38 protein-coding genes and 6 pseudogenes are annotated in these 26,102 nt (G+C 42.9%); 32 read left to right on the plus strand and 12 right to left on the minus strand.

The window, feature by feature from the left end; all coding sequences use genetic code 11:
* The first annotated feature begins 36 nt into the window (after window positions 1-36).
* The 3 genes and pseudogenes from DXE37_RS02100 (at window position 37) to DXE37_RS02110 (ending at window position 2,124) form a co-directional block, all read left to right on the plus strand.
* A complete protein-coding gene (locus DXE37_RS02100) occupies window positions 37-417 on the plus strand; it encodes a hypothetical protein (RefSeq protein WP_114636423.1) in 381 nt (126 codons plus the stop codon).
* A 198-nt stretch (window positions 418-615) separates the two neighbouring features.
* Window positions 616-1,395, plus strand: a pseudogene (gene otnI, locus DXE37_RS02105) (2-oxo-tetronate isomerase).
* 270 nt (window positions 1,396-1,665) lie between these two features.
* A complete protein-coding gene (locus tag DXE37_RS02110; RefSeq protein ID WP_462803981.1) occupies window positions 1,666-2,124 on the plus strand; it encodes a cupin domain-containing protein in 459 nt (152 codons plus the stop codon).
* A gap of 25 nt (window positions 2,125-2,149) precedes the next feature.
* Here the strand turns inward: DXE37_RS02110 and DXE37_RS02115 are convergent, their stop codons facing one another.
* From DXE37_RS02115 to DXE37_RS13855, 3 genes are all read right to left on the minus strand, one after another.
* Window positions 2,150-3,280, minus strand: coding sequence for a DUF3095 family protein (locus DXE37_RS02115; RefSeq protein ID WP_162786126.1), 1,131 nt, complete (start codon window positions 3,278-3,280; stop codon window positions 2,150-2,152).
* Between the two features lie 161 nt (window positions 3,281-3,441).
* Window positions 3,442-3,807, minus strand: coding sequence for an SDR family NAD(P)-dependent oxidoreductase (locus tag DXE37_RS13850; RefSeq protein ID WP_331852098.1), 366 nt, complete (start codon window positions 3,805-3,807; stop codon window positions 3,442-3,444).
* Window positions 3,795-4,001 carry a hypothetical protein gene (locus DXE37_RS13855; RefSeq protein WP_331852099.1) on the minus strand — a complete coding sequence of 69 codons (207 nt, stop codon included), beginning with the start codon at window positions 3,999-4,001 and terminating at the stop codon, window positions 3,795-3,797. The genes DXE37_RS13850 and DXE37_RS13855 overlap by 13 nt, the downstream gene beginning before the upstream one ends.
* Window positions 4,002-4,147: 146 nt before the next feature.
* Between DXE37_RS13855 and DXE37_RS02125 the strand changes: the two genes are divergently transcribed.
* Entirely contained in the window at window positions 4,148-4,339 is a 192-nt protein-coding gene (locus tag DXE37_RS02125) for a hypothetical protein (RefSeq protein ID WP_114636425.1), read from the plus strand.
* 5 nt (window positions 4,340-4,344) lie between these two features.
* On the opposite strand, the gene DXE37_RS02130 is transcribed toward DXE37_RS02125, so the two are convergent.
* A complete protein-coding gene (locus DXE37_RS02130) occupies window positions 4,345-5,205 on the minus strand; it encodes an oxygenase MpaB family protein (RefSeq protein ID WP_114636426.1) in 861 nt (286 codons plus the stop codon).
* A 37-nt stretch (window positions 5,206-5,242) separates the two neighbouring features.
* Window positions 5,243-5,854: an LON peptidase substrate-binding domain-containing protein gene (locus DXE37_RS02135; RefSeq protein WP_114636427.1), complete on the minus strand. Its 612-nt coding sequence runs from the start codon at window positions 5,852-5,854 to the stop codon at window positions 5,243-5,245.
* 314 nt (window positions 5,855-6,168) lie between these two features.
* On the opposite strand from DXE37_RS02135, the gene DXE37_RS02145 reads away from it, so the two are divergent.
* Window positions 6,169-6,597 (plus strand): DUF2244 domain-containing protein, encoded by a 429-nt coding sequence (locus DXE37_RS02145; RefSeq protein WP_114637511.1) that lies wholly within the window; start codon window positions 6,169-6,171, stop codon window positions 6,595-6,597.
* On the opposite strand, the gene DXE37_RS02150 is transcribed toward DXE37_RS02145, so the two are convergent.
* Window positions 6,589-7,134 carry a DUF4149 domain-containing protein gene (locus DXE37_RS02150; RefSeq protein ID WP_114636429.1) on the minus strand — a complete coding sequence of 182 codons (546 nt, stop codon included), beginning with the start codon at window positions 7,132-7,134 and terminating at the stop codon, window positions 6,589-6,591. The two genes, DXE37_RS02145 and DXE37_RS02150, sit on opposite strands and share 9 nt — an antisense overlap.
* Before the next feature lie 34 nt (window positions 7,135-7,168).
* Between DXE37_RS02150 and DXE37_RS02155 the strand changes: the two genes are divergently transcribed.
* The 12 genes and pseudogenes from DXE37_RS02155 (at window position 7,169) to DXE37_RS12050 (ending at window position 14,691) form a co-directional block, all read left to right on the plus strand.
* On the plus strand, window positions 7,169-7,642 hold the full coding sequence (locus DXE37_RS02155; protein WP_114636430.1) for an RrF2 family transcriptional regulator: 474 nt from the start codon (window positions 7,169-7,171) through the stop codon (window positions 7,640-7,642).
* Between the two features lie 130 nt (window positions 7,643-7,772).
* Window positions 7,773-8,579: an exonuclease domain-containing protein gene (locus DXE37_RS12025; protein WP_231970935.1), complete on the plus strand. Its 807-nt coding sequence runs from the start codon at window positions 7,773-7,775 to the stop codon at window positions 8,577-8,579.
* A gap of 31 nt (window positions 8,580-8,610) precedes the next feature.
* Window positions 8,611-9,171 carry a hypothetical protein gene (locus tag DXE37_RS12030; RefSeq protein ID WP_231970937.1) on the plus strand — a complete coding sequence of 187 codons (561 nt, stop codon included), beginning with the start codon at window positions 8,611-8,613 and terminating at the stop codon, window positions 9,169-9,171.
* Window positions 9,172-9,238: 67 nt separating this feature from the next.
* Window positions 9,239-9,940, plus strand: a pseudogene (budA, locus tag DXE37_RS12035) (acetolactate decarboxylase).
* A 136-nt stretch (window positions 9,941-10,076) separates the two neighbouring features.
* Window positions 10,077-11,464: pseudogene (locus DXE37_RS02175) on the plus strand (FAD-binding oxidoreductase).
* Between the two features lie 308 nt (window positions 11,465-11,772).
* Window positions 11,773-12,235, plus strand: a pseudogene (locus tag DXE37_RS02180) (OsmC domain/YcaO domain-containing protein); the annotation flags it as partial.
* 16 nt (window positions 12,236-12,251) lie between these two features.
* Window positions 12,252-12,947, plus strand: coding sequence for a nitroreductase (locus DXE37_RS02185; protein WP_114636433.1), 696 nt, complete (start codon window positions 12,252-12,254; stop codon window positions 12,945-12,947).
* Between the two features lie 201 nt (window positions 12,948-13,148).
* The gene (locus DXE37_RS02190) at window positions 13,149-13,415 is read left to right on the plus strand and encodes an alpha/beta fold hydrolase (RefSeq protein WP_162786128.1); all 267 of its coding nucleotides are present in this window, start codon (window positions 13,149-13,151) and stop codon (window positions 13,413-13,415) included.
* Entirely contained in the window at window positions 13,393-13,671 is a 279-nt protein-coding gene (locus DXE37_RS02195; protein WP_114636435.1) for a hypothetical protein, read from the plus strand. Before DXE37_RS02190 ends, DXE37_RS02195 begins: the two co-directional genes overlap by 23 nt.
* Window positions 13,635-13,862, plus strand: coding sequence for an alpha/beta fold hydrolase (locus tag DXE37_RS14190; protein WP_415066587.1), 228 nt, complete (start codon window positions 13,635-13,637; stop codon window positions 13,860-13,862). The genes DXE37_RS02195 and DXE37_RS14190 overlap by 37 nt, the downstream gene beginning before the upstream one ends.
* A 255-nt stretch (window positions 13,863-14,117) precedes the next feature.
* The gene (locus tag DXE37_RS12045) at window positions 14,118-14,432 is read left to right on the plus strand and encodes a phasin family protein (RefSeq protein ID WP_231970938.1); all 315 of its coding nucleotides are present in this window, start codon (window positions 14,118-14,120) and stop codon (window positions 14,430-14,432) included.
* Between the two features lie 28 nt (window positions 14,433-14,460).
* Window positions 14,461-14,691 carry a hypothetical protein gene (locus DXE37_RS12050; RefSeq protein ID WP_231970939.1) on the plus strand — a complete coding sequence of 77 codons (231 nt, stop codon included), beginning with the start codon at window positions 14,461-14,463 and terminating at the stop codon, window positions 14,689-14,691.
* A gap of 71 nt (window positions 14,692-14,762) precedes the next feature.
* Here the strand turns inward: DXE37_RS12050 and DXE37_RS02210 are convergent, their stop codons facing one another.
* The 4 genes and pseudogenes from DXE37_RS02210 to DXE37_RS02225 all read right to left on the minus strand — a co-directional run bounded on the left by DXE37_RS02210 (window position 14,763) and on the right by DXE37_RS02225 (window position 17,294).
* A complete protein-coding gene (locus tag DXE37_RS02210) occupies window positions 14,763-15,068 on the minus strand; it encodes an amidohydrolase family protein (RefSeq protein WP_114636437.1) in 306 nt (101 codons plus the stop codon).
* 124 nt (window positions 15,069-15,192) lie between these two features.
* On the minus strand, window positions 15,193-15,498 hold the full coding sequence (locus DXE37_RS02215) for a hypothetical protein (RefSeq protein ID WP_114636438.1): 306 nt from the start codon (window positions 15,496-15,498) through the stop codon (window positions 15,193-15,195).
* A 360-nt stretch (window positions 15,499-15,858) separates the two neighbouring features.
* On the minus strand, window positions 15,859-16,569 hold the full coding sequence (locus DXE37_RS02220) for an amidohydrolase family protein (RefSeq protein ID WP_114636439.1): 711 nt from the start codon (window positions 16,567-16,569) through the stop codon (window positions 15,859-15,861).
* Between the two features lie 91 nt (window positions 16,570-16,660).
* Window positions 16,661-17,294 (minus strand): annotated as a pseudogene (locus DXE37_RS02225) (NAD(P)H-dependent oxidoreductase).
* Between the two features lie 150 nt (window positions 17,295-17,444).
* On the opposite strand from DXE37_RS02225, the gene DXE37_RS13860 reads away from it, so the two are divergent.
* Window positions 17,445-17,687: a DUF1622 domain-containing protein gene (locus DXE37_RS13860; protein ID WP_331852101.1), complete on the plus strand. Its 243-nt coding sequence runs from the start codon at window positions 17,445-17,447 to the stop codon at window positions 17,685-17,687.
* A gap of 181 nt (window positions 17,688-17,868) precedes the next feature.
* Here the strand turns inward: DXE37_RS13860 and ahpF are convergent.
* Both ahpF and ahpC read right to left on the minus strand, forming a co-directional pair.
* A pseudogene (gene ahpF / locus DXE37_RS02235) lies at window positions 17,869-19,439 on the minus strand (alkyl hydroperoxide reductase subunit F).
* 95 nt (window positions 19,440-19,534) lie between these two features.
* Window positions 19,535-20,098, minus strand: a complete 564-nt coding sequence (gene ahpC, locus DXE37_RS02240) for an alkyl hydroperoxide reductase subunit C (RefSeq protein WP_114636440.1) — start codon at window positions 20,096-20,098, stop codon at window positions 19,535-19,537.
* 361 nt (window positions 20,099-20,459) lie between these two features.
* On the opposite strand from ahpC, the gene DXE37_RS13250 reads away from it, so the two are divergent.
* From DXE37_RS13250 to DXE37_RS02295, 14 genes are all read left to right on the plus strand, one after another.
* Window positions 20,460-20,939, plus strand: coding sequence for an OmpA/MotB family protein (locus DXE37_RS13250; RefSeq protein ID WP_114636441.1), 480 nt, complete (start codon window positions 20,460-20,462; stop codon window positions 20,937-20,939).
* Between the two features lie 27 nt (window positions 20,940-20,966).
* Window positions 20,967-21,197, plus strand: a complete 231-nt coding sequence (locus DXE37_RS12060) for a COG4315 family predicted lipoprotein (protein ID WP_231970941.1) — start codon at window positions 20,967-20,969, stop codon at window positions 21,195-21,197.
* Window positions 21,198-21,208: 11 nt separating this feature from the next.
* Window positions 21,209-21,364 carry a COG4315 family predicted lipoprotein gene (locus DXE37_RS12065; RefSeq protein ID WP_231970943.1) on the plus strand — a complete coding sequence of 52 codons (156 nt, stop codon included), beginning with the start codon at window positions 21,209-21,211 and terminating at the stop codon, window positions 21,362-21,364.
* Between the two features lie 98 nt (window positions 21,365-21,462).
* On the plus strand, window positions 21,463-21,714 hold the full coding sequence (locus DXE37_RS12070; protein ID WP_231970946.1) for a hypothetical protein: 252 nt from the start codon (window positions 21,463-21,465) through the stop codon (window positions 21,712-21,714).
* Window positions 21,668-21,958 (plus strand): patatin-like phospholipase family protein, encoded by a 291-nt coding sequence (locus DXE37_RS12075; RefSeq protein ID WP_231970948.1) that lies wholly within the window; start codon window positions 21,668-21,670, stop codon window positions 21,956-21,958. The genes DXE37_RS12070 and DXE37_RS12075 overlap by 47 nt, the downstream gene beginning before the upstream one ends.
* A 23-nt stretch (window positions 21,959-21,981) precedes the next feature.
* Complete coding sequence (locus DXE37_RS02255; protein ID WP_231970949.1) at window positions 21,982-22,911, plus strand: hypothetical protein; 930 nt, start codon at window positions 21,982-21,984, stop codon at window positions 22,909-22,911.
* An 11-nt stretch (window positions 22,912-22,922) separates the two neighbouring features.
* Entirely contained in the window at window positions 22,923-23,417 is a 495-nt protein-coding gene (locus DXE37_RS02260) for a hypothetical protein (protein ID WP_114636442.1), read from the plus strand.
* Window positions 23,418-23,726, plus strand: a complete 309-nt coding sequence (locus DXE37_RS02265) for a hypothetical protein (RefSeq protein ID WP_114636443.1) — start codon at window positions 23,418-23,420, stop codon at window positions 23,724-23,726.
* Between the two features lie 307 nt (window positions 23,727-24,033).
* Window positions 24,034-24,360 (plus strand): hypothetical protein, encoded by a 327-nt coding sequence (locus DXE37_RS02270; protein WP_162786129.1) that lies wholly within the window; start codon window positions 24,034-24,036, stop codon window positions 24,358-24,360.
* Between the two features lie 25 nt (window positions 24,361-24,385).
* Window positions 24,386-24,775 carry a hypothetical protein gene (locus DXE37_RS02275; RefSeq protein WP_162786130.1) on the plus strand — a complete coding sequence of 130 codons (390 nt, stop codon included), beginning with the start codon at window positions 24,386-24,388 and terminating at the stop codon, window positions 24,773-24,775.
* On the plus strand, window positions 24,768-25,193 hold the full coding sequence (locus tag DXE37_RS02280; RefSeq protein ID WP_162786131.1) for a hypothetical protein: 426 nt from the start codon (window positions 24,768-24,770) through the stop codon (window positions 25,191-25,193). The genes DXE37_RS02275 and DXE37_RS02280 overlap by 8 nt, the downstream gene beginning before the upstream one ends.
* A gap of 19 nt (window positions 25,194-25,212) precedes the next feature.
* Window positions 25,213-25,404: a hypothetical protein gene (locus DXE37_RS02285; RefSeq protein WP_114636447.1), complete on the plus strand. Its 192-nt coding sequence runs from the start codon at window positions 25,213-25,215 to the stop codon at window positions 25,402-25,404.
* A gap of 109 nt (window positions 25,405-25,513) precedes the next feature.
* The gene (locus DXE37_RS02290) at window positions 25,514-25,816 is read left to right on the plus strand and encodes a hypothetical protein (RefSeq protein ID WP_114636448.1); all 303 of its coding nucleotides are present in this window, start codon (window positions 25,514-25,516) and stop codon (window positions 25,814-25,816) included.
* Window positions 25,806-26,087 carry a hypothetical protein gene (locus tag DXE37_RS02295; RefSeq protein ID WP_114636449.1) on the plus strand — a complete coding sequence of 94 codons (282 nt, stop codon included), beginning with the start codon at window positions 25,806-25,808 and terminating at the stop codon, window positions 26,085-26,087. The genes DXE37_RS02290 and DXE37_RS02295 overlap by 11 nt, the downstream gene beginning before the upstream one ends.
* Window positions 26,088-26,102: the final 15 nt, after the last annotated feature.

Here is a 26,102-nt window from a genome sequence, read left to right on the forward strand (position 1 = left end):
CTATGATGACAAAAAATTCTAACTCTCTTTGCGGTAATGTTTTCAAGTTTTGCGAGTGCACAAGTAGCGCCAAATATTGTAGGCACTTGGGAGGCGGTATCTGCTGTTAGCGCTTCAAGCGGCACGGAGGATAAACAGTCCCGTTTAGTTTTATCTAATAAGAAGGATGCCGCCATACTCAAGTTCATTATTAGTACTCAAGATGGCGCAGCTTTTCAGGGTGAGACAACTTGGCGAGATGGTGTAAAAAATCTTGTGACAGGAGTGTTTCATAAGGATGGGAAAACGCTATTGTTTTCTAGTGATGTTGGAGTTGGTACAGGATATGTTGTTAATGACGAGATGGAATTTTGTAGTGCTAGCGTGCTAACAACTAAAAACCGTGCGAGTTGTACTCAACTCAAAAAAGTGAAATAAGCACTTCTCTTTGGCGGGCGATCTTTACCCTTAGTTCGGTTAATCAGATGGTCTCAGATTGGCGACTATGTTAGTAAATCTCTAGTAAGGCTGCTAATGAATACAGCGTTAGTGGCTTTTTTAAGTTACCAGCTTTTTGATCCTAATACTCAAGCTTTTAAAAAGATTCAATTTCGATAATCAATTAAAGGTATTTCCGTGCTAAAATTTGCCGCCAATTTAACTATGATGTTTAGTGAGTATGCATTTACAGAGCGGTTTTCTGCTGCCTCTAAAGCGGGATTTGATGCCGTAGAGTTTTTATTTCCCTGTGACTATGCACCTTCTGAAGTTAGTCAATTACTCAAAGAAAATAATTTAAAAAATGTCCTTTTTAATCTTCCCCCCGGGGATTGGGAGAGGGGCGAGCGAGGTATTGCTGCATTACCTGGTCGTGAGGAAGAGTTTCGCGCTAGTGTTGCTACAGCAATTGAATAGGCTTTAGCACTAGGGACACCTCAGTTACATATGATGGCAGGTTTGATTCCAGCAGGTTCCGATGAAAATTTGCATCGTAAAACTTATTTAGCAAATATGAAGTTCGCTGCACAAGAGTTAGCCAAGTATAAACTCGGCTTATTGCTTGAGCCCATCAATACACGCGATATGCCTGGGTATTTTCTTAATACACAGGCCCAGGCCCATGAGCTTAGCTCAGAATGCGGTGAGCCTAATGTCAAAGTGCAGATGGATTTCTATCACGCTCAAATCATGGAGGGTGATTTGGTTATGATATTTAGGAAGTATTTTAAAGATATTGGGCATATTCAAATAGCAAGCGTCCCAAGTAGAAATGAGCCTAATGATGGTGAAGTCAATTACTCCTACATATTTAATTTGCTTGATGAGATGGGTTTTCAGGGTTGGGTAGGTTGCGAGTATCGACCCAAAGGAAAGACTGAGGATGGTTTAGGCTGGTTTAAAGCTAGGAATGACTAGTTTCTCTTTTGCAGCAGGCAATCAGTTTGCTTGTTATTCTTGGTAATTCATATACCCAAAAGTCAAAGTGATGAACATTAACGCAGATTACAGCGAAAGAGTTGTGATCAATCATCATGACTTGTCCTGGGTGCCAAGCCCTGAATTGCGAGTGGAGAGACGCATGCTTGACCGGCAGGGGGATGAGGTGGCAAAAGCAACTTCTATTGTCCGCTATGCTATGCACCTGGGGCACAATTTAAAGCCCATACCCATGAATTTGGTGAAGAGATATTCGTTTTAGATGGGATATTTAGTGATGAGACTGGTGGTTATCCGTCCGGTACATACATCATGAATCCACCCGGCTCATCCCATTCCCCATTTAGTAAAGCAGGTTGCACTCTATTTGTAAAGTTGCGCCATTTAGGTTCAGATCAGGTAGAGCGTGAAGTCATTAATACCAAGACCGCCCATTGGTGTCAGGGTATGGTCCCGGGCCTTACAGTTATGCCACTTATGCGGCAGGGCAGCGGCTCTACTTTAGTTCGTTGGGCTCCTCAAACTTACTTTAACCCTCATAAACACTATGGTGGGGAAGAAATTTTTGTTGTCGATGGAGTGTTTGAAGATGAGCACGGACGTTACCCAGCGGACTCATGGATTAGAAGTCCGCATATGAGTTTGCATCAACCTTTTAGTAAAGACGGTTGCACTATCTTTGTTAAGACTGGGCATCTTATGGCGTAGTTAATGCCTTGACTGACTGTTCCTTTTATATCAATCTTTTCGCTGCATAAGCATAGCCACCATCTGCTCCATCAATTAAATGAATATGCTTTTCAAGAGAATGAACAAAGCATGTCATTAATGCGCGATCGCTGTAATGGATGCCGTAATTCAACTTACCCTCGCTATACAACTGAAGTAGTAAAGCCTCTAACTCTTTAGACTCCCCTTCGTTGACATCGAGTACTGTGCGCAAACAATCGTCAAACTTGAGATGATCAGCATTGATACCAACTGCTCGGAAGTGTTTACCGGCAGTAGAGTTAGGGTCGTTCACGGTACTTGCCGTGATCTTGCTTAGCAGCCAAGTCCATCCAAGCAAGCACTTTTTGCGCCACCAGCGGTACCAGGAGTTCTCAATTTTTAGCGCTAGTTCGGCACCCAAATGTTGTGGTGGCCAGGTGATGGGTAGATTGTCTGTGCGTACAGGGTTAGATAAAGGCATCAAGCGATTGAGTAAGTCTAATAGCGGTTTGAGTTCATTCAGGTTGAATTTTTTGGGCCGAACAATGAGTGTCATGATTTGCCCATTAGCAGAAGGTACGTCGTTCCAGCGACACTCTAAACCTGCTAAATCAATTTGTTGATGACTCTTTTGTGGTGGTAAGCCATAAATGTCAATTTGTTTCTTCACTAGCTTATCGGCAAGCGCTAAGCTACCACCGGTAAAGTGCGCTAATTTAAATCCTGCTGGTAAAGATTGTTTGGCTACCTTGATATCGGCGCCTTTTTCTCGAATGGTTGAAACCGGAACAAAACCAATACATAGTTTTAAGCTCATTTGCAATAGGGCGTGATTGCGTAGGGTTGCCAATACTGATCCAACGTGCTGAACCTTGCTATTGGGAATTAGGCAGGTAGCGCCATCTCCACCAAATACAAATGGAAATGAAGCGCCATTACAAGCATTACTTACTGCAATGATGGTTGGGGCGCCTAAGATATTTACCTCTTTATAAAGGCCTTGCTCGATCGCTTGGGTTGAGTTTTCAACATCTGTTACGAGAACAGACCAATCATTTGGTGCCGATTGAAAAGCGGATTGATCTAGCAGACCCAGTAAGTCAGAAAGTTCTGGTAATTCTGAGTAGAAATTAAAGTCTGATTCTGGGCGCACAAATTTAACAATGCTGTAGGTGGGAAGGTCTGGTTTGGGTCTCAGTGAATTGATTGCGATGTATGTAGCGATACAGGTAAATGGGTATAGATCACACTACCAGGGTAACTTCTCGCCTGTGTAAGAGAGAAAGCTACCGGAGTCTTCTTTGCTGACATGCTCTAAGACATACAACATTTCTCCAGCGGCCTGTAACGGATCTCGGCCGATTTGTTGGCCTCTAAAAGGCTGTGAAAGCTTGAGTTAACGGTGCCAGGGTGAAGGGCTATCAAAGCAATATTGGGTTTTGTCCTTACAAATTCAATGGCAGCAGTTTTGGTGATCATATTTAAGGCGGCTTTAGAGCTTCTGTAGCTATACCATCCTCCTAGACGATTATCTTTAATACTTCCCACCTTGGCTGAAAGTGTAGCCATTACACTATGTGGTGTATCGAGGAGTTTTGAGAAGTGCCTAATGGTTAATGCTGGACCTATTGTGTTGATATTGATCATCTCTGCCAACTGAGCTGGATTTAAATCATCCAATTTTTTTCGGGCATCCATTGTTCTGAATGTAGTACACCAATAGTATTGATGATGAGCTGAAAGGGTCCGTCCGAGTAAAGACTTTTGGCGCAGGTTTCTACGGTCTCGGGGTGATGATAGTCAATTGCAGGATTGGAGTGACGGTGAATGCCAATCACTTGTGAGCATGATGGATTGCTTTCCAGCAGTTTCACAAAATGTGATTCTATGGTGCCCGAAGCGCCGATGATCAAGGCGCGAAATGGTTTTTGAAGCAAACTCATTACTGATCGTGTCGATGTGTAGATTTGATAAAACCCCCTAGAATAGCCTTAATTTCTAATGAACAGGGGATCTAGTTATGAAAGCTCCAGATAAGCGTTGCTGTGGCTCTGGTGTTTGCATCATCAATGATGCTGGGGAATGCTGGTGTGGGCAAGTTTGGGATGGTGAGAAAATGGCTGCGCCCAGCTTAAATATCGGCTCTGCAGCTAAAAAGATTGAGGGGATAGATGCAGATACAACAAAAACTGAGTCAGACAATCGGTCTTGATGCAGTTAGCCATATACCCTGCGAAGCGAGTGGGCAGCCACACCATCCTTGAGAGCTTCCCGAATGGGTATCGCAATGAGCTCAATACTTTTTCTTACTGCTAAACGCTCTAAATAACTTGGAGCCTGTCTATTAAGGAAGGGGTAAACCCAGTCAGGCAAATTAAGATAGCCAGCGCGACTAATGAGCTTAATAAATGGCTTGGCGCTTAAATGACTAGGAAAGTTTTCCAGTAAATCTAAAATACTTTTTGCTCGATCTCCAAAATAAAGCTCAGGAATATAGACTTTGATAGCCTCATCTGTGCCGGCATAAGTGCTTGGCAAATCTTTAGCGCCCATTCTTTCGCCAAGTGATTTCATTTCTGCAAAGTATTGATCTTTATCTTTAGCACTTAATATTTCTTTTCGGTAATCTTCGAAAGCACTCATAAAGCTACGAATTTCAGTCAGATGTACCCAAGCAAGTAAATGCAGATCAGTTACTGAGTGCGGTTTTTGGAATTCATCAAATCCAGTAATTTTGGTATGAATTAGATTTACCTTGTGAATGATTCCATTTACCATCTCTGTGGAGCCATAGGTGATCGCTGCCATAAAGAATGCAGTCCGCCCCAATCTTCCTTTGAGATCTTCTCGAAAACTAGAGTGATCCCATACTCCAGCTAAGGCTTGTGGATGGAGTGCCTGCAAAATCAATGAACTGATTTCACCTATCATCATCGATATAAAGTCCGCATGAACTTTCCAGGCGATGGATTCAGGCCCAAATAAACCGCGATCTCCTTTTGGGGTAAGGAATGCAACGGGAGGGCCGCTTCCACCAACCATTTCTCGAATAGTCTTGCGAATCAACTCATTGAGCATAGTCTCAATGTATCTTCAGGTTTCTCAAATCATCATCCTAGATGATTTCGGTAATGAGATCGAGTCGAATTCTTGGATTGGTTTGCGAGAGCAAATGATTTTTTTGTGCGAGTGATATTGGAAGGAGTTCTGCAAGGCGATTAGAAACCCAGCCACAATCATCAGTCTTAAAAGGCTTCTTAAAGGGTGCTTCACCTAAAAGATCCTCGCTTTGAATCGCCGAGATGATTTTATCTAGCAGCTTGGCTGCTTTCTGATGCTCCTTGGGGATGGGGGTGACGGGGTCATTTTCTAAAAGCTCAATTTCGTCGATCCAAAGCCCATTGGCTTCCTGTTTGCTGTTCAGTAGCCTGAAGCGTTGGGTGCCAAATGATTTGGTCATATATAGGGCAGGCTGCACCGGATCAAAGTCTTCGATTTGAGCTAAGGTGCCAATGTTGGAGAATGTGGCCGGAAGATTTAGATCATCTGAATCCCCATTTTTGATAATACTCACTACACCAAATTCAGTCTTTTCACGAAGACACTGTTTGATCATGTCTAAGTAGCGCGCTTCAAAAATCTTGAGGGCGATGACACCATCTGGAAACAGCACAGTTTCTAAGGGGAAAAGAGGTATTTTGCGAGTCAAAGAGGCGGAATTAGTCATATATTCAATTTAATGGATTTATATTTTTTTTGCTGATGATGGGATTGTGGTGAATTTCTCAGGTGATTACTGCCGTCAGCACCAAAAACCATTTGCGATTACATTTAGAGCTCAATATCAGGAGAGGCAAATGGTACAAAAACTTCGCATTAAGCTTGCGCGTTGGATTCTGGGTAAGCATTGTGCTTGCTATCAAATGGGCCACTACAATATGGTCGATTTTCAAAAAAGAAGCGTCGACCAGTTGGCAAAAGCCCAGGCACGTAGCAAAACTCAATAAATTATTATCATTCTTGGGCCGTTAAGGGATGAATATGAAGCGTTGGCAAATGCAAAGAAACTGCGCACTCACGCCAAAGCAATTGCTTCAGTTTTATATTGTGCTGGTTACTCTTTCAGTGACGGTTGCAATAGGTTTCTTCTTGGCTGGAATTTGGGTTATTTTAATTTTTACTGCCATAGAGCTATGCGCAGTAACCGTTGGCTTTTTAATCTACTGTAGACATGCGCTAGATCGCGAGACGATTGAAATTGATGGCAAGCGTCTAATTGTCAAAAAATTCATCGGCTATAAAGAGACTGTCTATGAATTTAATACGCAGTGGGCAAAAATAGAAATTCCTACTGAAGGCGCTAAAACATTTCATATCAGTCAATCTAATTTACGGGTCGAGCTCGGCCAGTTTTTAAGACAAGAGCAGCAGTTGCCATTAATATCAGCGGTTCGCTTGCACTTAAGATGATTGAAGATTGCACAATCGCCATGCTAATAGAACACTTGAAATGAGTTGGATGAATAGCAATAAGCTTACCAAGCTATTGAGGATGAGAAAGTAGTTTGCAAAAGGAGAGAGCATGACTGGCATTCCATCCAGTAAAGCGGTTTCTCGCAGGTAATCCATACGCGGTATTAATAGAAAGCTGCTTATTACCGTAACGAGCACGAGGATGAGCGAGGGCACTCTCAGAATGCGTAGCGAAGAAATACTGCGTTTAATCAATATATTTCCGAAGCTTAAGATCAAGAATGCGCACCCCAAGAAATAATAGGAGAGATGTTGTATCAACAGGTGTGCCACCATCCCTGCCGCTTGAGAATCATTGATCAAAAGGTAGGCTGCCAAGCAACTGATTGCTTGGGCTAACATTCCCCCAGCTAAAAGGCCAGATAGCATGCGTAATAGCTGATAAGCGGGTTTGTATTGGGGTTCTGCGACTTCAACCATAGGGTAATAAGGGTTAATTATTGCGGTATAGCATAAAGTTTGAATCAGTTTCATACTAGCTCCTAGCTAACTTTTCTGCCAAAACATTATGGAAGCCACTAAAGCCGTCAAAGTAGCTTTGAACACCTTGGTGGATATCGCCAACCATTCAATGAATGGTCGACTTGTCCCCGCTCCAGAGATAGCTAAAAGACAGCATTTATCGGTTAGTTGGATCGAACTACTATTGCGCCCATTAAGAGAATCGGGTCTGGTGATTGGGGTAAAGGGACGTACAGGCGGCTATCAACTTTCTAAAGATCCCCGCATCATTACTATTAAAGATATTGTGCTGGCGATGAATGCAATCAAAAAAAGAAAAGTTGAAGTTTCGGATATCGCCAAGGAGCTATATCAATCGCTAGAGACTTATATGATGGGTTGTATTTCTCAAGTAACAACGGCCTCTGCCATCAAAGATTGCATTCCTAGATTTAGCGAAGTGCAGGTAGCGCCAGAGCGAAAGATTAACTTGCCTAAGAGAACTCAAGAAGAGTTGCCGCAAGAAAAAACTAAAAGGTGAGATGCAAAAAGTAGTGAGAGCCCCATTTAAAAGAATGGAAGAAGTACCCCGTGGTCCAAACTCCATCTTTAGTTTTGCAGACTATCTCAATCAAAGCGCTCCTATAAACTAATTTTTAATAAATGATGGTGTGGATAGTAAGCTCAATATCTTCCCTGCGCTAGCCTTTGTTGACATCGAAACGACGGGGTCACACTTCGAGCGTGACCGCATCACAGAAATCGGAATCAAAACATTAGACAATCATGAAATTCATGTGTGGGAAAGTTTAATCAATCCGCAAACTTTTATTCCACAAAATATTCAAAGACTAACGGGCATTTCTCCGCGTATGGTTGAGAATCAACCTTGTTTTTCTGATCTTGCGCAGGAGTTAAAAAGAGAGCTCGAAGGCAAAATATTTGTCGCTCACAATGCTCGCTTTGATTACGGATTTATCAAGGCATCCTTTAAAAGGATTGGCATCGAATTTAAGCTGAAAGTTTTATGTACCGTAAAGCTTTCGAGGCTGCTATTCCCTGATCAAGCGCGCCATAATTTAGATACCCTCATTAGCACCCATGGCTTAAAAGTCACCGCTAGGCATCGGGCATTGGGTGATGCGGATTTACTTCTACAGTTTTGGCGGATTTGTGAGTCAAAGTTTGGTTCTGAGAGATTAAATGAGGTGATAAATCAACTCATTGGTAATCCTAGTTTGCCCCCTAATGTCGATAAAGACCTTATAGACTCCATCCCAGATGCTCCTGGTTGCTACATTTTTTACGGAGAAAATAAAACCCCTTTGTATATCGGAAAAAGTATTTCGCTGCGCAGTAGGGCAATGGGGCATTTTCAAGGGGCGCTAACGCACCGCAAAGAGATGAAGCTCTCTCTGCAGGCTCGTGACATTGATTGGATCGAGACCTCTGGAGAGTTGGGGGGCATTAATTCTTGAGTCTCAATTGATCAAAGAGCGTATGCCTTCAATGAACATCAAGCTACGCAGATCAAAGGATTTATGTGCATGGAGCTTGGTTGAAGACGCCTCTGGTGTTCTGACCCCTGTCTTAATCACGCACCACCACTTAGAGCCTGGATTGCAGGACAACCTTTATGGATTGTTTTATAGCAAACGTGAGGCTCATGCTTATTTAAAAGCTATAGCTAAGAAACATCGCTTGTGTGAAGCATTGTTAGGTTTGGAAAAGCGAATAGAGGGTAAGGCTTGCTTCGGCTATCAAGTAAAGCAGTGCGGTGGGGCTTGTCTCAGCCTGACCCCTATAGCATTGCATAACTTACAGTTAAAAATGGTGATGGACATTTTTAAGGTGCAAGTATGGCCATACTCTGGAGCAATTGCTATTGAAGAGGGTGGCGAGATGATTGTGATTGATAAGTGGTGTTACTTAGGCACCGCCATCAATCAAGATGAGCTTTATGAATTGGCTGAGTCTGGAGATGCTGAGTTCGATATCGATATTTATAAGATTGTGAAAAAGGCTTTATCTGGGCCCTATAAAAAACAGGTTATCGAGTTTTCTGCCTAGCTATTTATTAATGTAGGGTAGTATTTCTGAATATTTTTTAAACTACCCCTATAAAGCTTCATTTCTTATATCTAATACTCTATACGTTTCATCCCCAGTTAACGCTTTAGTGCAAGGCATATTAAGAGAAGATAAGACGCTTGAGCAGGTTCTGGGCCATGGTGATTTCGGTCTAGGAGCATTTAATGATCTTGACGGTGAAATGGTATTGGTTGATGGCATTTTCTATCAACTGAAATCTGACGGCTCTGCTCTAGTTCCTGATTTAAAAATAGGAACACCGTATGAATGCGTTACTCATTTCAAGCCTAGTTAATCCTTTGCCGTTTCTAAAGGTCGAACCTACCAAGAGTTGCAGCAATTCATTGCTAAATCAATGTTGTCAAACAACCTCATTTATGCAATTCGTGTAGAAGGCACATTTTCCAAGCTTCGCGCTCGCTCTGTACCCAGGCAAGAGGCTTATCGCCCTCTAGTGGATGTAGCTGGCGAGCAGCAGGAATTTAACTATGAAAAGACTTCAGGTCAGTTAGTTGGTTTTTGGACACCTGATTTCATGCACTCTATTTCGGTGCCCGGATTTCATCTACATTTTTTAAGTTCAGATAAAAAGCATGGTGGCCATCTCTTAGATTGCCTAATTGAGGATGCAACGGTTTGGTTGCAACCCTTGGATCAAATGGATTTGGATTTGCCGCATACCCTCGAGTATTTGAATGCCAGCCTAGATAAAGATAACTCTTCTGATTTAAATAAGGCCGAGCATTGACTTGGCGTAGACCTATTTTTTCAATATCCTATCAATAGTTTTGATCTAAGGAGTAGCAGCACTAGCTTGCAACCAGGGTCAAGCTGTAAATCTATTGATGTATACCTAGACTAAAAAATTCCTGAAAATACTTCCCATGAATCATCAGCAATTGCCGGAGGCCTTTATCAATGAGATAAAAGGCATCTTCGCAGATCGATTTAGTATTGCTCAAGCGGTACTCAACCATCATGGACGTGATGAGTCTTCCTATCCCACAGTGTCACCACAAGCTGTTGTTTTTGCTAACTCTACTGAAGAGGTGGCTGAGTTGGTAAAGCTTTGCAATCAATATGAGATTCCAATTGTTCCATTTGGGGCCGGAACTTCACTTGAGGGTCATTTATTGCCGATTCATGGAGGGGTCTGGCCTTGACCTCAATAATATGAATCAAGTATTAAGTATTCATTCAGAAGATATGCTGGCAGTCGTGCAGCCAGCTGTTCGTCGCAAGCAATTAAATGCCGAGTTAAAAGATACGGGCTACTTTTTCCCAGTAGATCCGGGGCGCTGACGCAACATTGGGTGGTATGTGCGCTACGCGTGCTTCTGATACCAACGCGGTGCGTTATGGGACCATGCGCGAGAATGTATTAGCCTTAACTGTGGTGACGGCTTCAGGAGAAATCATTAAGACGGGTACGCAGGCTAAAAAGTCATCCGCTGGCTATGATTTAACGCGTCTTTTTGTCGGAAGCGAGGGGACGCTTGGAGTCATTACAGAGATCACACTAAAAATATATCCACATTCAGAAGATATTGCTGCGGCTATTTGCAGCTTTGCATCGGTTACCGAAGCTGTAAATGCTGTCATTGAAGTCATTCAGGCTGGTATTCCAGTAGCGCGGGTTGAATTGGTGGATGAATTAGCCATCAAAGCGATTAACCAATATAGCAATTTGTCTTTAATTGAAAAGCCCGCCTTATTTTTTGAATTCATTGGGTCTTCTCAGTCTTTAAAAGAGCAAGCTGAGTTTGCCCAAGAAATTGCAAAAAATAACGGAGGCGTTGATTTTGAGTGGGCTACCCGTCCAGAAGATAGAGCGCGTCTATGGCATGCAAGACACAATGCCTATTTTGCTTGTTTGCAGCTCCAGCCAGGTTGCCGAAGTATTAGTACGGATGTTTGTGTCCCTATTTCGAAATTGGCGCAATGCATTTCTGAAACTAGACAAGAATTGGATGCCTCATGGTTGAAGGCACTTATTCTTGGTCATGTGGGTGATGGAAATTACCATGTTCTGTTAGCCATCGACCCCAATAATCCTGCCGATCTGGAGGAGGCCGAAAGATTGAATTCGGGTATTGTCCATCGAGCATTGCAGCTAGGTGGAACCTGTACCAGTGAACATGGCGTTGGCATGCACAAGATCAATTTTTTAGTTGATGAGCATGGTGCCGGCGCCATTGAGGTCATGCGATCCATTAAAAAAGCATTAGATCCAAAGAACATTCCGAATCTAGGCAAATTTCTCAAAATATAGAGGTTCAGCATCAAGGCTGAACTTAGGGGGCAGACTTTGATGCACATTGCGATGGATAATGGTGCTCAATTCACTTTTTGCACACATTTGGACTTTCTCAATGGAAATTAAGGTCAACTTTCTAGATAAGCTTCGCCTTGAGGCTAAGTTCGATGGCTTCACTGTGATCGCTGACCAACCTATTCGATATAAAGGTGATGGTTCTGCGGCCAGGCCCCTTTGATTATTTTCTAGCATCCTCTGTTTTATGCGCTGCCTATTTTGTAAAGCTGTATTGTGAAACCCGCAATATTTCTACTGAACATATTCGCCTGAATAATAATGAGCTAGATGAGTTTGGAGATATTGCAACATTAATTGGCATCGAATTTGATGAGAACACCGTCTGGGGGCAGCTTACAGTCATGGAGTTAAAGCTCTTAATTCATTTAGCACTAAAGCAATTTGAAGAGGCGCAGGAACTGGTCGAAGCATTTTTACAGTACAACGACAATACCGTCGAGCGGAAGCTGTTTTACCAAGCTCTTAGCGATGCTCTAGAAATTTGCTTGAATGATGAGCTTGATATGGTCGACTATGAAAAGAATTTTCGCCGGATGTTTGGCGACCCCAGAATAGATGCTGTTCTAGGTTCAATCGATGGTAGTGTGCGCTTCTATGGGTTGACGCCAACGAGTATGCAATTGGAAGGCCTTGACAGGCATCACCGTTTTGATCGACAGTTACAAAAAATTACATAAAGCTAGAGCGAGTAGCGCTAGGAACAAATAGAGCGAAGGAATCAGTAATGAATGCATTAACCGCAGCTGAAGCAATATCCTCCCGGATGTCTGTTCGCGCTTTTACTAAAGAGACCGTTTCAAAGCAGGTCATCTTAAAGCTACTCAATTTAGCTGCGCGCGCGCCATCTGGTACCAATACGCAACCTTGGAAGGTATATGTATTAGAGGGGAATATTCTTCATAAGCTGTGCCAACAAGTATGTGCAGCTTATGACCAAATTGACGTCAATCCTGAGTTGGCAAAAGAATATCAACCTGCATATGAGTATTACCCGGCTAAGTGGTTCAGCCCCTATATTGATAGACGCCGTGAAAATGGCTGGGGTTTATATGGCCTACTTGGAATTACTAAGGGCGATAAAGACAAGATGCATGCTCAACATCGAAAGAACTTCGAAGCATTTGGTGCGCCAGTATGTTTCTTTTTCACTATAGATAAAGAGCTGGGAAGAGGTTCAATGCTGGACTATGGAATGTTCTTGGAAAACTTGATGATTGCTGCCAGAGGGGAGGGGTTGGATACTTGTCCTCAAGCAGCCTGGAACGATTATGCAAAAATTATTTTGCCCATCATAGGCGCCAATGAGAATGAAATGCTCGTATGTGGCATGGCATTAGGCTACGCAGACAAACATGAGATCGTCAACACCTTTCATACTCTACGAGTGACTGCTGAGGAATTTACTACTTGGTTGAGTTAATTTTCTGCAAGATCTCACATCATTGGTAAGAAAGAATTCAATGCGATTTATTGCTAAATATGTGCTGTGTTTGGCGCTATTGCTTTCTGGCGGCGTCACTTATAGTCAGACCACCAATGCCAGTTGCCCCTCGGCTGCTAAAAAATAGCCGTAGATGAAGGCAGCATTAGTTATCTTCAGGTTGGTCAAGGATCGCCTATTTTGCTATTACATGGTTTGTTTGCGCAAAAGGAGCAATGGATAGAACTCGCTTGCGCTTTGGCTAATCAAGGTTATCAAGTGATTGTTCCTGATTTGCCTGGTTATGGAGCTAGTACTGGCTACTCGGTTTCGGTCTATCCACTGGAATCTCAGGTTACCAAACTGAATCAATTTCTCACTTCTATTAAGGTAGGTTCATTGCATATCGCTGGAAGTTCCATGGGTGGTGCAATTGCAGCTATGTATGCCGCTCAATATCCGAATTAAATCACTTGCATTCATCGGTGCGCTATTGGGAATTATTGAATGGAGTCCTCAACTAAAGAAAGCAATCTTTAATGGCATCAATCCTTTTATACCGGTTAATCAAGATCAATTTAACTTAGAGATGAGTCTGTTGTTCTATCGTCCTCCTCAAATTGATCCTACGGTGAGTGCTTCCCTGATAAAGGAATATGGAGAGAACAATCGCTATTACCAACAGATTTGGGATATCGTGAATTTTATGATGCAGTTCTTATGAATGGACGCTCTTACCAAGGGCCTACATTAATTTTGTGGGGCGATCAGGATGGCATCTTTAGCGTTACCGGACTACCGGCTTTAAAAAAGCGTTTTCACCAATCGTGGGCTAAAAGCCTCCCGGAGGCTTCCCATCTGCTGATATTGGACCAACCTAAGAAGGGGTGGTTGATCTATATAGTGATTTTTTGAGGCGCTAAAGTCAGCTAGTCACCTAAAAAGACAGGGAAAAACCTGTGAATATTGTAATGATTCAGAAAATTCATGTGAATTTTAGACAGGAAATCAATAGCTTATTTCCTGAAAAACGGCATTTAAAGCCTTGAAATGAAGGTTTAAAAAATATATGTTGCTTTGCAACAAAAATATCTTGCCTTTGGAAAAATGGGCTCTTAAAATGGTGCATCGCAATAAAAAACCCACAATTACTTATAGTTAGGATAAATCATGTTTCAAAACCAATTAAACGATCAATTTGCTAATGCACAAGCTAAAGCTATCGAAAACGCTAAACATTTGGCACAAGTTGCTGTTGAAAGCACTCAAGAATTAGCTGAAATCAACCAAGCTGCTGCTAAAGATGCTTTAGTTGTTGCTCAAGATGCAAGCACACAATTATTAGCAATTAAGGACCCACAACAGTTGGCTAAATTAGCTCAGCCTGAAGCTGCTCAAGAAGCCGCTAAGTACGCTGCTGCTTACCAAGCTAAAGTAAACAAAGTAGTTCGTAACGGTAACAAAGAAGTTGCTCAAGTAAGTTGACGCTTCTATTGATGACGCACGCGCTGATTTGGTTAAGTTTGTTGCTGGAGCTACTAAGTCTGCTCCTGCTGGATCAGAGGCTTATGTTTCTGCATTCAAAACTGCATTTGAAGCTTCACTCCAACAGTTTGACCAAGCTCGTGCTACTGCAACTGACACTTTTGCAAACTTTAAGAAGAGTGTTGATGCTGCTTTGGCAAACATTCAAGGTCAATTTGTTGCTGCTAAGCCAGCTGCAAAAAGCCGCAAAGCTGCTTAATACGTTTTAACTGTTTTAAAAAAAGCCACCTTCGGGTGGCTTTTTATTTGAACATTGCCAGTGGATTCTAGTTATTTTTGATAGACCACTCTGCCGCCCACAACGGTCATGGATGCTTTGACATCCTTTAGTGAGTCTTTAGTGATTTGAAAAATATTATCCGAGAGCACTGTCATGTCGGTAAATTTACCCACTTCAATACTGCTTTTTATCTTGTCCTCGCCAACCGCTTTAGCTGGCCAAATTGTCCACATTCTTAAAGCATCTCGAACGGTAATGGCCTCTTGAGGTTCAAAAATGCCCATATCGGATTGCCTAGTGACCGTGGCATACATCGCTTTAAACGGATCTATATTGCCAAGATAAATACCCGTCATATCAGTACTTGCAGCAGGGTTCTAGGCCAGCATTAATCATGGTTTTAAATTGATAGCCCGTTTTAGCTCTTGCGGTGCCCATATTTTCATAATCAGCATTAACCAGCTCTAGTAACCAGATGGGTTATGAGGAGAGATGGAAATGATTTTTCTTTAGGGCAACTCTACGTTTTAATTGCTCTGGAGTAAACTGAAACATGCCAAAGTGCTCAATGCGCTTGATGGTATTACTAGATTGAGTCTTGCTAATGGATTCGTATGCATTTAATTCGATATCCGCTGCAGCATCACCTGAGCAATGCAACATACTGATTTTTTTATTTTGATTGGCTAAAGTGGCAAATTGATTGGCTAACTTTTGATTGGTTACTAAAGTACCCTTGCCGCCAGGTGGATCTGTATCTTGTATGCCAACATAGGGCTCATACATAAAGCCCGTTCTACAATCATTCTCACCATCGACCTATGCTTTGATGGCTGCAAAACGATAATAGGCAGGATTCGCTTTTGGGGGCATCTCAAAAACACTGAGATCTTTCGGCATTCCTTCGCCATGGGGTGCGGCCCATACCGAGGCGGTATAGCGAATATTTGGTGTGGGAGTGCTGAGCGTACACTTTGCATTGCTGGTATTGCAGCAGCTGGTGTAATTGCTATGACTGAGGTAAAGCCATAGGAGTTCCAGAACTTGGCAATATCGGTTGCGTAATAACGAGCAATTTCTTGTGGGGAAGGGCTACCCGGAATATCTCCCGTGCCATTTGTGATGACGCCATTGGGTTCACCATCTTTATCGGCTAATACGCCAAGCACCATGACGTAGTTTGGTAACTCCTTTCTTAATTCCCATTTTTGCAAGAGCCACATTATTGGCAATGGCCATATGGGCACCATTTGCCATAATGACGGGGTTATTTGGCGCTACTTGATCTAGCTCTGCTTTTGTAGGAAGGCGCTTTTCAGCAAACTTATTTTCACTGGCCGATACTCCAGCTACATAGATCCATTGATCCTTTGGTGTTTTGCTTACTCGTTCGGCAATATTGAGCAATGCTTGCTTTACTGATGGTGTGTCAGGGAAGCGGGCATCAACCCATGCTTCTTTTAGCCAAATCGTTTTTATAGGGTGCGTATGAGCATCAACGAATCCAGGAACTGCCAATTGTTGTTGAAGGTCGATAATTTTGGTTGTCGGCCCGATAAATAATTTGATTTTTTGATTCGAACCAACAGCAATAAATGTTTCATTCTTGATGGCAACGGCATTTGCTTTGGGCTGCTTGGTATTGAGGGTCTCTATCTGTCCGTTGATAAATACGGTATCAGCTATTTCTTTGGCTTGAGCGGATAGGCTAAAGACTGTGAGAATGGCGATTGAACTGAGAAGCAAAACTTTAGGATTGCGATGCATGATTCTTACCTCTTGGTTATCGGGCGCCAAAAGCAATAATGAACTATTTGATCGGGATTGTTTAGCTAGAATTTGATATAGACCAATCAAGCGGTCAAATGCTGAATATATCCCTCATTAAGCAATGAGCCAATAAAAAAGCCAACCCTGGGTTGGCTTTTGATACGAGTGGCTAGGAAGCTTACTCAATCCAAGTTACAAAACTCTCTTTGGGTCGACGTACTTTCTTAAGATTGAGGAGCCAATCTTCATCTGCATTTCTATAGCCCAAGGGCAGCATCACGACACTACGCAATCCTTTTGCCTTAAGACCCAAGATCTCATCTAATGCGACCGGATTAAAACTTTCCATGGGTGTGCAATCCACTTGTTCATAGGCAGCAGCGATTAGTGCTGTGCCTAAGCCGATGTAGACCTGCTTAGCAGCGTGGTTATAGTTTGTTTCTGCATCTCTTGGTGGGTATCCATTTAGTAATTTTTGGCGATATATCACCAGCCTCACTCTTGAAGTTACGAATTTTTTCAGTCATATCAAATGCATCGTTGATGCGCTCCGCGGTGTAGGTGTCCCAGGCGGCAAAAACTAGTAAATGAGAAGAATCCACAATCTGAGTTTGGTCCCAAGCGATTGCCTTGATCTTTTCTCGAATAGCTTTATTAGTGACCACTAGTACTTCATAAGGCTGTAAACTGCTTGAGCTTGCGGTGAGACGGATAGCCTCTAATATTTGATTAACCTTTTCCAGTGGTACGGATTTAGTGGGATCCATTTTTTTGGTTGCATAGCGCCACTGCAATTTTTCAATCAAGCTCATTCTGATTCCTTTGGGTTTTGTAAATACAAAAAAGATGTTTTAGTGTAATTTAACTCTGGTGAAAATGCCTTAGAACAATCAAAGCGGGTTATCCGTAGCTTTGCTGAATAAACAGTTAACATAGTACATTGCCAATTTTTGAGGTTGACTATGAATCTCATTGAAATCATTCGCAGTGTCAGCGATGTCATGGATGCCCTTGGGGTAGCCGTAGTCTCGCTTGGTGTTTTGTGGGGTCTGATCGGTTTTGCAAAAGGCTTAATTACGCAGACGGCAGATATTGCCTACAAAACTTTTCGTATTCAGATCGTTCGCTCTCTCATATTGGGTCTTGAGGTATTGGTAGCGGGGGATGTCATTCGTACTGTGGCTATCAGTCCACAGCCTCACTAGCGTGGCGTTTTGGGTGCGATTGTCTTAATCCGCTGCTTCTTGAGTTGGTCTCTGACTTTGGAGGTTGATGGTCGTTGGCCTTGGCAGGCTCTAGACCTGGAAGTTCAGAGTAGAAGCCTGTATTCAGTGAATTAAAAGGGAGCCCGAAGACTCCCTTTTTGTTTGAGAGACAGCCTCTTCATTAAGCTGCAACTGCTTCTTCAGGCTCAGTCACCGATGAGCGAATTAAATAATCAAATGCAGCAAGAGAAGCCTTGGCACCTTCTCCCATTGTAATAATGATTTGCTTGTAAGGGACGGTGGTGCAATCGCCTGCAGCGAACACACCAGGCAATGAAGTCTCACCTTTGGCATCGATGACTACTTCACCGTGCTTAGATAACTCAACACTACCTTTGAGCCAATCGGTATTAGGTAATAAGCCAATTTGTACAAAGATACCTTCTAATTCAATCGTATGTTCGTTATTGTTGGTGCGGTCTTGATAACGCAAGCCATTTACCTTGCCACCTGCACCTAATACTTCTTTGGTGAGGGCACTCAAGATAACGGTGACATTGGGCAAGCTAGCCAACTTTCTTTGCAAAACTGCATCTGCGTGGAGTTTGCTGTCAAATTCAATTAAGGTGAGACATGGCTCACAATGCCAGCCAAGTCGATTGCAGCCTCAACACCTGAGTTACCACCACCAATCACAGCAACGCGCTTACCTTTAAATAAAGGACCATCGCAATGGGGGGCAATAGGCCAACCCCTTTGCCACGATATTCTTGTTCGCCAGGAACGTTCATTTCTCTCCAGCAAGCACCAGTACTCAGAATGACCGACTTACTAGTAAGCACAGCGCCATTGATTAATTCCACTTCAATGCCATTGGCTGTTTTACGAAGTGCATTAGCACGCTGTAAATTCATGATGTCTACTTCGTAACTTTTCACATGCTGCTCAAGTGCTTGAACCAATTTCGGCCCTTCAGTCTCTTTTACAGAGATGAAGTTTTCAATTCCCATCGTGTCCATCACTTGTCCGCCAAATCGCTCAGACACAATGCTAGTGCGAATTCCCTTGCGAGCGGCATAAATCGCTGCAGCTGAGCCAGCAGGACCACCACCAATTACTAATACATCGAATGGGTCTTTAGCGGAAAGCTTCGCGGCCTTTTCCTTGGGACTTGAAGTATCGAGCTTTGCAACAATTTCTTCTACACTCATATGGCCTTGACCAAATACCTCGCCATTGAGAATGACTGTTGGTACAGCCATGATCTGATATTGAGCAACCAGACTTTGGTATAGAGCGCCGTCAACCATCTCATGGGTCACGTTCGGGTTTAATGCTGCCCGCTTGCACAACGTCAGGATAGTTATGGCATGACAAAGAAATAAAGGTTTGGAAGTTGAGCTTGCTATCCAAGTTAGTAATGCGGTCGATTACTTCCTGCTCTACTTTTGCTGGATAACCACTAGCTTGCAAGATTGCCAAGATGAAGGAAGTCATTTCATGACCCATTGGTAAACCTGCAAAAGTAATGCGCGGTATCTGGTCGACTTTGCTTACTGTAAAGCTAGGAATGTGGTCGCTCGTGCCATCAGTCTTTACAGTGATTTTTTCTGATTGCTCAGCTACTTCATTTAAAAGTTCGAGCATCTGTTGTGAGCTATCGCCGCCATCTACAGTTGCGGTTAAAACGATAGGACTAACGATCTTTTCAAAATAAACCTTTAATTGAGCTTTGATGTTGGTATCGAGCATGATGTTTCTTTGGGTGTTTTAGGTGAGCCTATTGGGCAGGATGATTTCCTCTCCAATAGACTCTCCGAAGAGAGTCTATGGGTTAAGGATTCAACTTAGATCTTGCCTACAAGGTCTAAAGAAGGGGTTAATGTTGCTGTGCCTTCTTTCCACTTAGCTGGGCAAACTTCGCCTGGGTGAGCCGCTGTGTATTGGGCAGCTTTCAACTTGCGCAAAGTTTCTGAAACATCACGAGCGATTTCATTTGAATGAATTTCTGCTGTCTTAATGATGCCTTCAGGATTGATGATGAATGTGCCACGCAAAGCCAAACCAGCTTCAGGAATATGAACGCCGAATGCATTGGTCAAGGTGTGTGTTGGGTCGCCAACGAGTGGGAACTTTGCTTTTCCTACTGCAGGTGAAGTTTCATGCCAAACCTTGTGTGAGAAATGAGTATCAGTTGTCACGATATACACTTCAGAGCCTAACTTTTGGAATTCAGCATAGTTCTCCGCTGCGTCTTCAATTTCAGTAGGGCAGTTAAATGTAAAAGCTGCTGGCATGAAAATAAGAACCGACCAATGACCCTTGAGGGTTTCATCAGTGACGGTTACAAACTTGCCATTGTGGAAAGCTTCGGTTTTAAATGGTTGAACTGCGGTATTGATGATGGACATACTGTGTGCTCCTTGTTTTGGTTAATCAATATTTTAGTTAGCTAATACAACTGAGTGAATTTTGAACCTCTGTTTATTATTTGTATAATGAATAAATTTGATATTTATAATCGAATTTATAGATAATTGACTCTTTAGGCTTTTATGGCAGCTCTGAGGGTAAAAATTTCGCTTTTTGAGGAGATTTTTTGGGTTTTTTGTAGGATTTTGAAAGGTAATTACATTTCTTTCGGCTATAGTGCGCGCCTGTATTAATCAGAATTAATACGACTTCCTTTACCCCTCTACGGAGAAATAATATGAAATTGATGAAACAAGGCTTTATTGCCCTATCGATTGCAGCACTAGCTCTTTTAAGTGCATGCGTATCACACAGAACAAATACAACCAATTGGATCAGGCTTACACACAGCTTCAACAGGCCTACCAAGATGATGAGGTTGAAATTCGTCAATTGCAAGGCGAGTTGCGTATTACGATTCGTGACAAAATTTTGTTCCCAGAGGGTGGCTATCGCTTGAACTCTCAGGCTGAGCAAGTATTGGCAAAAATGGCGCCAACTTTATCTGGCTTCAAAAATACTAAAGTAGTGGTACGAGGATATACAGATAATGTCGCTATTGGTGCTGGCTTGCGTAGCCAGGGAATTGCAACTAACCTCGACTTATCTTCTAAGAGAGCTGACAACGTGGGGGACTTCCTCATTCGTAAGGGTGTAAGCCCAAGCTTGATTTCTGCTCAAGGTATGGGCGAATCCAATCCTGTAGCTTCTAACGATACGCCAGATGGCCGTGCACAAAATCGTTGTATTGAAGTGACTTTGGTTGGTCCAGGTAATTAATTCATAGCCCACATAAAAGGATAAAGAATGAAACATTTAATAAAAATCTGTGCGGCAACAGTTGTGGCATTGTCATTGGCCGCTTGCTCAGCACCAGATATCAAAATATCTTCAGCAGATTTTGTAAAAGTAACGAATGGTATTTTGACAAGCAGCTATGGCAAAACCATTTACACCTTTGACAAAGATCAGGCTGGCTCAGGTAAGTCTGAGTGTGTATCCACTTGTGCTGATAATTGGCCTCCTGTATATATGTAGAGCCAGGCATCATGCTTTCTGGGGATTTTGCTGCTATCAACCGTAATAATGGCCAAAAGCAGTTGACCTACAAAGGTAAGCCACTTTATTTCTACGCTAAGGATAAGAATCCTGGCGATAAGACTGGCGATAACGTCAATAATGTATGGCATGTTGTAACGCCGTAATTTATTGCTAATGCAATGAATATGAAACCACCTTCGGGTGGTTTCTTTTTGTAAACTGTTTGCCTTAATCCGCATAGAGCTAAATTTTGAGATCATTTTTGACGGCAAGTCCTCGTGTAAGAAGCGGCTTCTTATCGATAGCATTGGCTTGCTGTCTTTTGCTGATGGTAGGTTGTGCTAGTAGACCAATTAATCCACCTCTGGATAAGATTGATCTGAAGGCGGGCTATCGCGGGCTTCTGGAGTGCAGCGGTCAAGGTGGCCAGTTGCCTGAGACTTTGGTTGTATTGGCTTTCTCTGGCGGTGGCACTCGAGCTGCTTCCATATGGTGTATTAGAAGCATTGCGTGAAATGGAGTTAGTGGAGCGTAGCGGTAAAAAGGTAAGAGCGATTGATCAAGTCAATTTCATCACTGGTGTATCGGGCGGTAGTTTTACTGCGCTTGCATATGGCTTGTATGGAGAAAAGTTATTTGATTTTTATGAGACAGATTTTCTAAAGCGCGATGTTCAAGGCGAGATAATTGCCAGAGCAGCCAATCCTTTTTTAATTGGATACGTCTCGCGTCTACTGGATGGGGACGCTCAGAATTAGCGGCAGAGCTCTACGATGAAATTTTGTTCCATGGTGCCACCTACGCTGATCTTAAGAAGAGCAATGGGCCATTCATTTCTGCCTCCGGAACGGATATTTCGTCCGGTGGCGGTTTTTCATTTGATCAAACCTTCTTTGACTATCTTTGCTCAGATTTACTTGGCGTTCCTTTATCGCGTGTAGCTGCCTCATCTTCAGCAGTGCCTTTTGTTTTGTCGCCGGTGACCTATAACAATTACGCTAATCAATGCAAGTTCATTGAACCAGAATATCTTGCCCAGTTTGAGAATGCCAAAAATGCCCCGAGGCCTGCAGCGCGTTTAATTAAAGCAATGCAAGATCCGAACGTGTATCACAATCAGAAAGAAAACCCATATCTCCACATCGTAGACGGAGGTGTTGCGGATAATCTGGCTTTACGTGAGATGCTGGATTTCTTGGAGGGGCTGGAGGCAATGAACTTGTCTGGCCAAAAAACTCAGTTTGATAATGTCAGGCGGATCGTTGTGATGGTAGTCAACTCCCTTTCTGCTCCAAAAAACAATTGGAATAAAAAAGTGGATGGCCCTGGTGCTATTGAGTTGCTAATTAAAGCAACCGGGGTGCCCATTGATCATTATTCTTATGAAGAGGTCGAGTCTTTATTAGACACCCAAGCACGCTGGAATAGCATGCGTACCTTGCGTAACTCGCAGCTGTTTAAGTCGAATAAAAATCAAGAGCTAGCTAATATTGTCAATACTCCTGATATTGATTTGTATGTGGTGAATGTTGCCTTTAATATGTTGGAAGATAAGGCTGAGTATGAATACCTTAATAACCTTCCCACATCATTCGTCCTAGCGCCCGAAGAGGTGGATCGTTTGAGGGCAGCTGCTAAGAAGATTATCAAGGCATCGCCTGAAATTCAAAAAATTATGAAAAATAGCGACACCAAAATCATTAGTCAGTAAGCAACTCTTGTATGAAATTACTTTTATCGTTTCTGTTTGCTCTTTTCGTCACGGTAACTCATGCCGAGGATTTGCTTGTGCCCATTTCAAAATTTGACAATGACTCGCAGCAGCTAACGGATAGTAAGGTGCTGGAGTTTTGGGCTTATTACAACTACAATGGCGATGATAATTATCAAAATACGCTCAAGTTAAGGTATTACAACCCATTGGCATTGGGTGATTGGCGCGGACGCATACGTTTAGATACTTCTTATGTGGCTAACTTCAACTCGATTTCTTCGTCTAACAATTCGGGGCAGTACAGCTCTGGCAACACGATGATTACTGTCTGGGGGCAAGATCTGAGTTTTCTGAAATCTCTTGGCGCTTTAGTGGGTGCACGGGTTATATTCCCATTTGGCAATAACGGACAGTGGGCTGTTGGACCTCAACTAGGGCGGTCTTTTAAGCCGGATATCGATAGCATTCTTCATGTAACAGATATGTCGCCTTTAATTCGTTAAATGTATGGTTTTGCGAGCAAAAATAACAATCCAAGCTTTAATCCACATGCACCGCCATTACAAAGAAGCCTTCAGATATTTCCTACGGTGGGCTTTCAACTCTCTCCGAATACGATATTGCGGTTTTGGGATGAGAACGGCATGGTCTACAACTCCGCAGGCGGGGGGTGGTTTGTGCCCATTGACGCTATGGTGACTCATCGCTTGGATAAAAATTGGGTTTTTGCTATAGGTGGTAGTAAGCAACTAGTACAAACCTACCGCCAATATGATTGGTCTAGTTATGCCAAGATTTCATACAACTTCTAGCTTTGATGGCAACTGTTGTATCAATTCCACAAGTTCTTGTAGGAAATTGTAAGAATGATTTAGGTGCTATTTGTTTTGCTTATTTCACCCCTATTTAAGGGCATAATTCGGGGTTATTTGATCAAATTCGATCCCCAACCTAATGACATCAACCGACGCTCTTGAACTTGTTTACCAGAATGCAATCCCTCAGACTGCATTTGGTCTTTTCATTATGAGTCTAGTGCTGATCATTGATGATTATGGGTTCATTGGCACAATGCTCTTTTTTAGGGCGAACGTTGGATAAAGTGAGCGTCCTTCGAAAGTGAAAGCAATATTTTTCTTTGTGCTTTGCATTCAAATGCTGGCGCTGACACAATTGGCCTCGATGTGCATTTGGGCCAGCGCGCTCATAATTGCTGGTGTTTCCCCAGATTGGTTTTCGGCTATTCGCTTAAGCGCGAGTAGTTACGCCACCTTAGGAAATTTCACACCGATCTTGCCTGGCGGTTGGCATTTGGTTCCTGCCTTTATTGCATTTTCTGGTCTATTTTCTTTTGCCTGGGCATCTTCTTCTACGATTTCTATGGTGAGCGCTTTAAACAATTATTTAGATACCTCTAAAAATTCCATTCTTCAATCCAACCTTTAATTAATCTAACCTTAACGACACTCTTATGAATAAGAAAATCCTCTCCTCACTTCTTTTGGTTTGTGCCTCATTAACTTGCATGAACTTTGCACATGCAGACGAGGTTATCTCGCCAATTCCACAGGTCTCAGATGAGTGGCGTTTTTCAGTTTCCCCTTATGGATGGCTTCCTACTGTAGGCACCACTGTTAGCGCTGGTGGTCCAGGGTCTAAAAATGCTGATATCTCTGCATCCCAAATTATTAACAACCTCAAATCAGGCGTAATGATTGCTGGTGAGGTGCATTACGGTAAATGGGGTGTGATGGCCGATTTTGCTAATGCAACTGTGCAAAAAATCGGTGGCTTTAACTTCAAAGGCGACCCTATATACAGAATCGGAGATAAGGGTACTCTCCCAAGCATCATTGTTTAACTTTGTGGGTACTTATACCGCTTTTAACAACCAAGATGCCTATGTGGATGCTTTGCTCGGTGTACGTTGGATCAGTTTGACAACCACTTTAGATTTGAGAGTAGCGGGAACTCCTTATGGCGTTAGTGCTTCATCTGCAACTCCTGCAACCTACGGCGTTGTCGGCGTGAACAGTCGCTATCGCATCATGGGTTCTAATTGGTATGTCCCTTTGTATGCTGACGTTGGAACAGCTGGGGGTCCTAATCATATGACTTGGCAAGCTTCAACTGGTGTGGGTGTTGCTCTTACCAAAATGGTAGATTTATCTTTAACTTATCGCGCTATTGGTTTTGAAATCAAGAGCGGCAACAACGATACAACATTGCTCAAAGGTCTCTTCCATGGCCCGCAAGTAATGGCTACATTTAACTTCTAATTTTTCAGAGCTACCGAACATGAATTCCATCATAAAAATTGCAGCTACTTTTGTAGTTGCTAGTTTTATTTCATACGCTGCATTTGCGCAAGAAGTCCCAGCGCGTGCTGGCACGATTGCTGCAGCACAAGCTGGCAAATTAGATGATCTAAAAAAGAAGTGGACTCTGTTGATATTGCTAAGAAGTTGGCTAACCCAATTGCCAATATGATTTCTGTGCCCCTCCAGTATGAGATCAGTCGTGGCGTAGTTAAATCAAGGTGGCTCTGAGCAAACTCTCTTGTTCCAACCAGTTGCTCCACTTAACTTGGGTGGCGGGGATGTATTTTATCGTGCGTCCGATTGGGGCTGGTGTGAGAGAAACCAGCGTTCAATATGCGCCAGGTCGCTCATTTTCGGGTTACGGTATTGCGAGTGTGACGTTGGAGTCGTTCTATGCGCCTAACACCAACTCTTCTTGGATTTGGGGTATTGGACCTTATGCGCAATCACCATCTGGTAATAGCGGTAAATTTGGTTCACAACAAACCGGTGCCGGTGTGACGGGTGTGGTTCTGAATCGTGATGGTCCATGCATGGACTTATGGTCTGTTGGCTTATCAGTCCTAGAACATGGGCGGTAACCCGGCATATGGTACGCAAAATAATTTGTATGGTCAACCGTTGGCCTATACCAATAAGGAAGCTTGGACTTGCACGATGAATATGGAGGCGCAATATAACTATGACGCACGTCGTACAACGAATCCTCTTTATGCAGGCGTTTCTAAGTTGTTTTTGTCATTGACGGTGTGCCATTCTCCTTTGGCGCAGGACCAATCTATTACGTCAGCAATACTCCAGGCGGTCCATCAGGTTGGGGCGCTCGTGCAACAGCAACTCTGGTTATTCTGAAGTAATTGCTGTTCG

The sequence above is a fragment of the Polynucleobacter necessarius genome, assembly GCF_900095205.1.
GTDB classification, from domain to species: Bacteria; Pseudomonadota; Gammaproteobacteria; order Burkholderiales; family Burkholderiaceae; genus Polynucleobacter; species Polynucleobacter necessarius_E.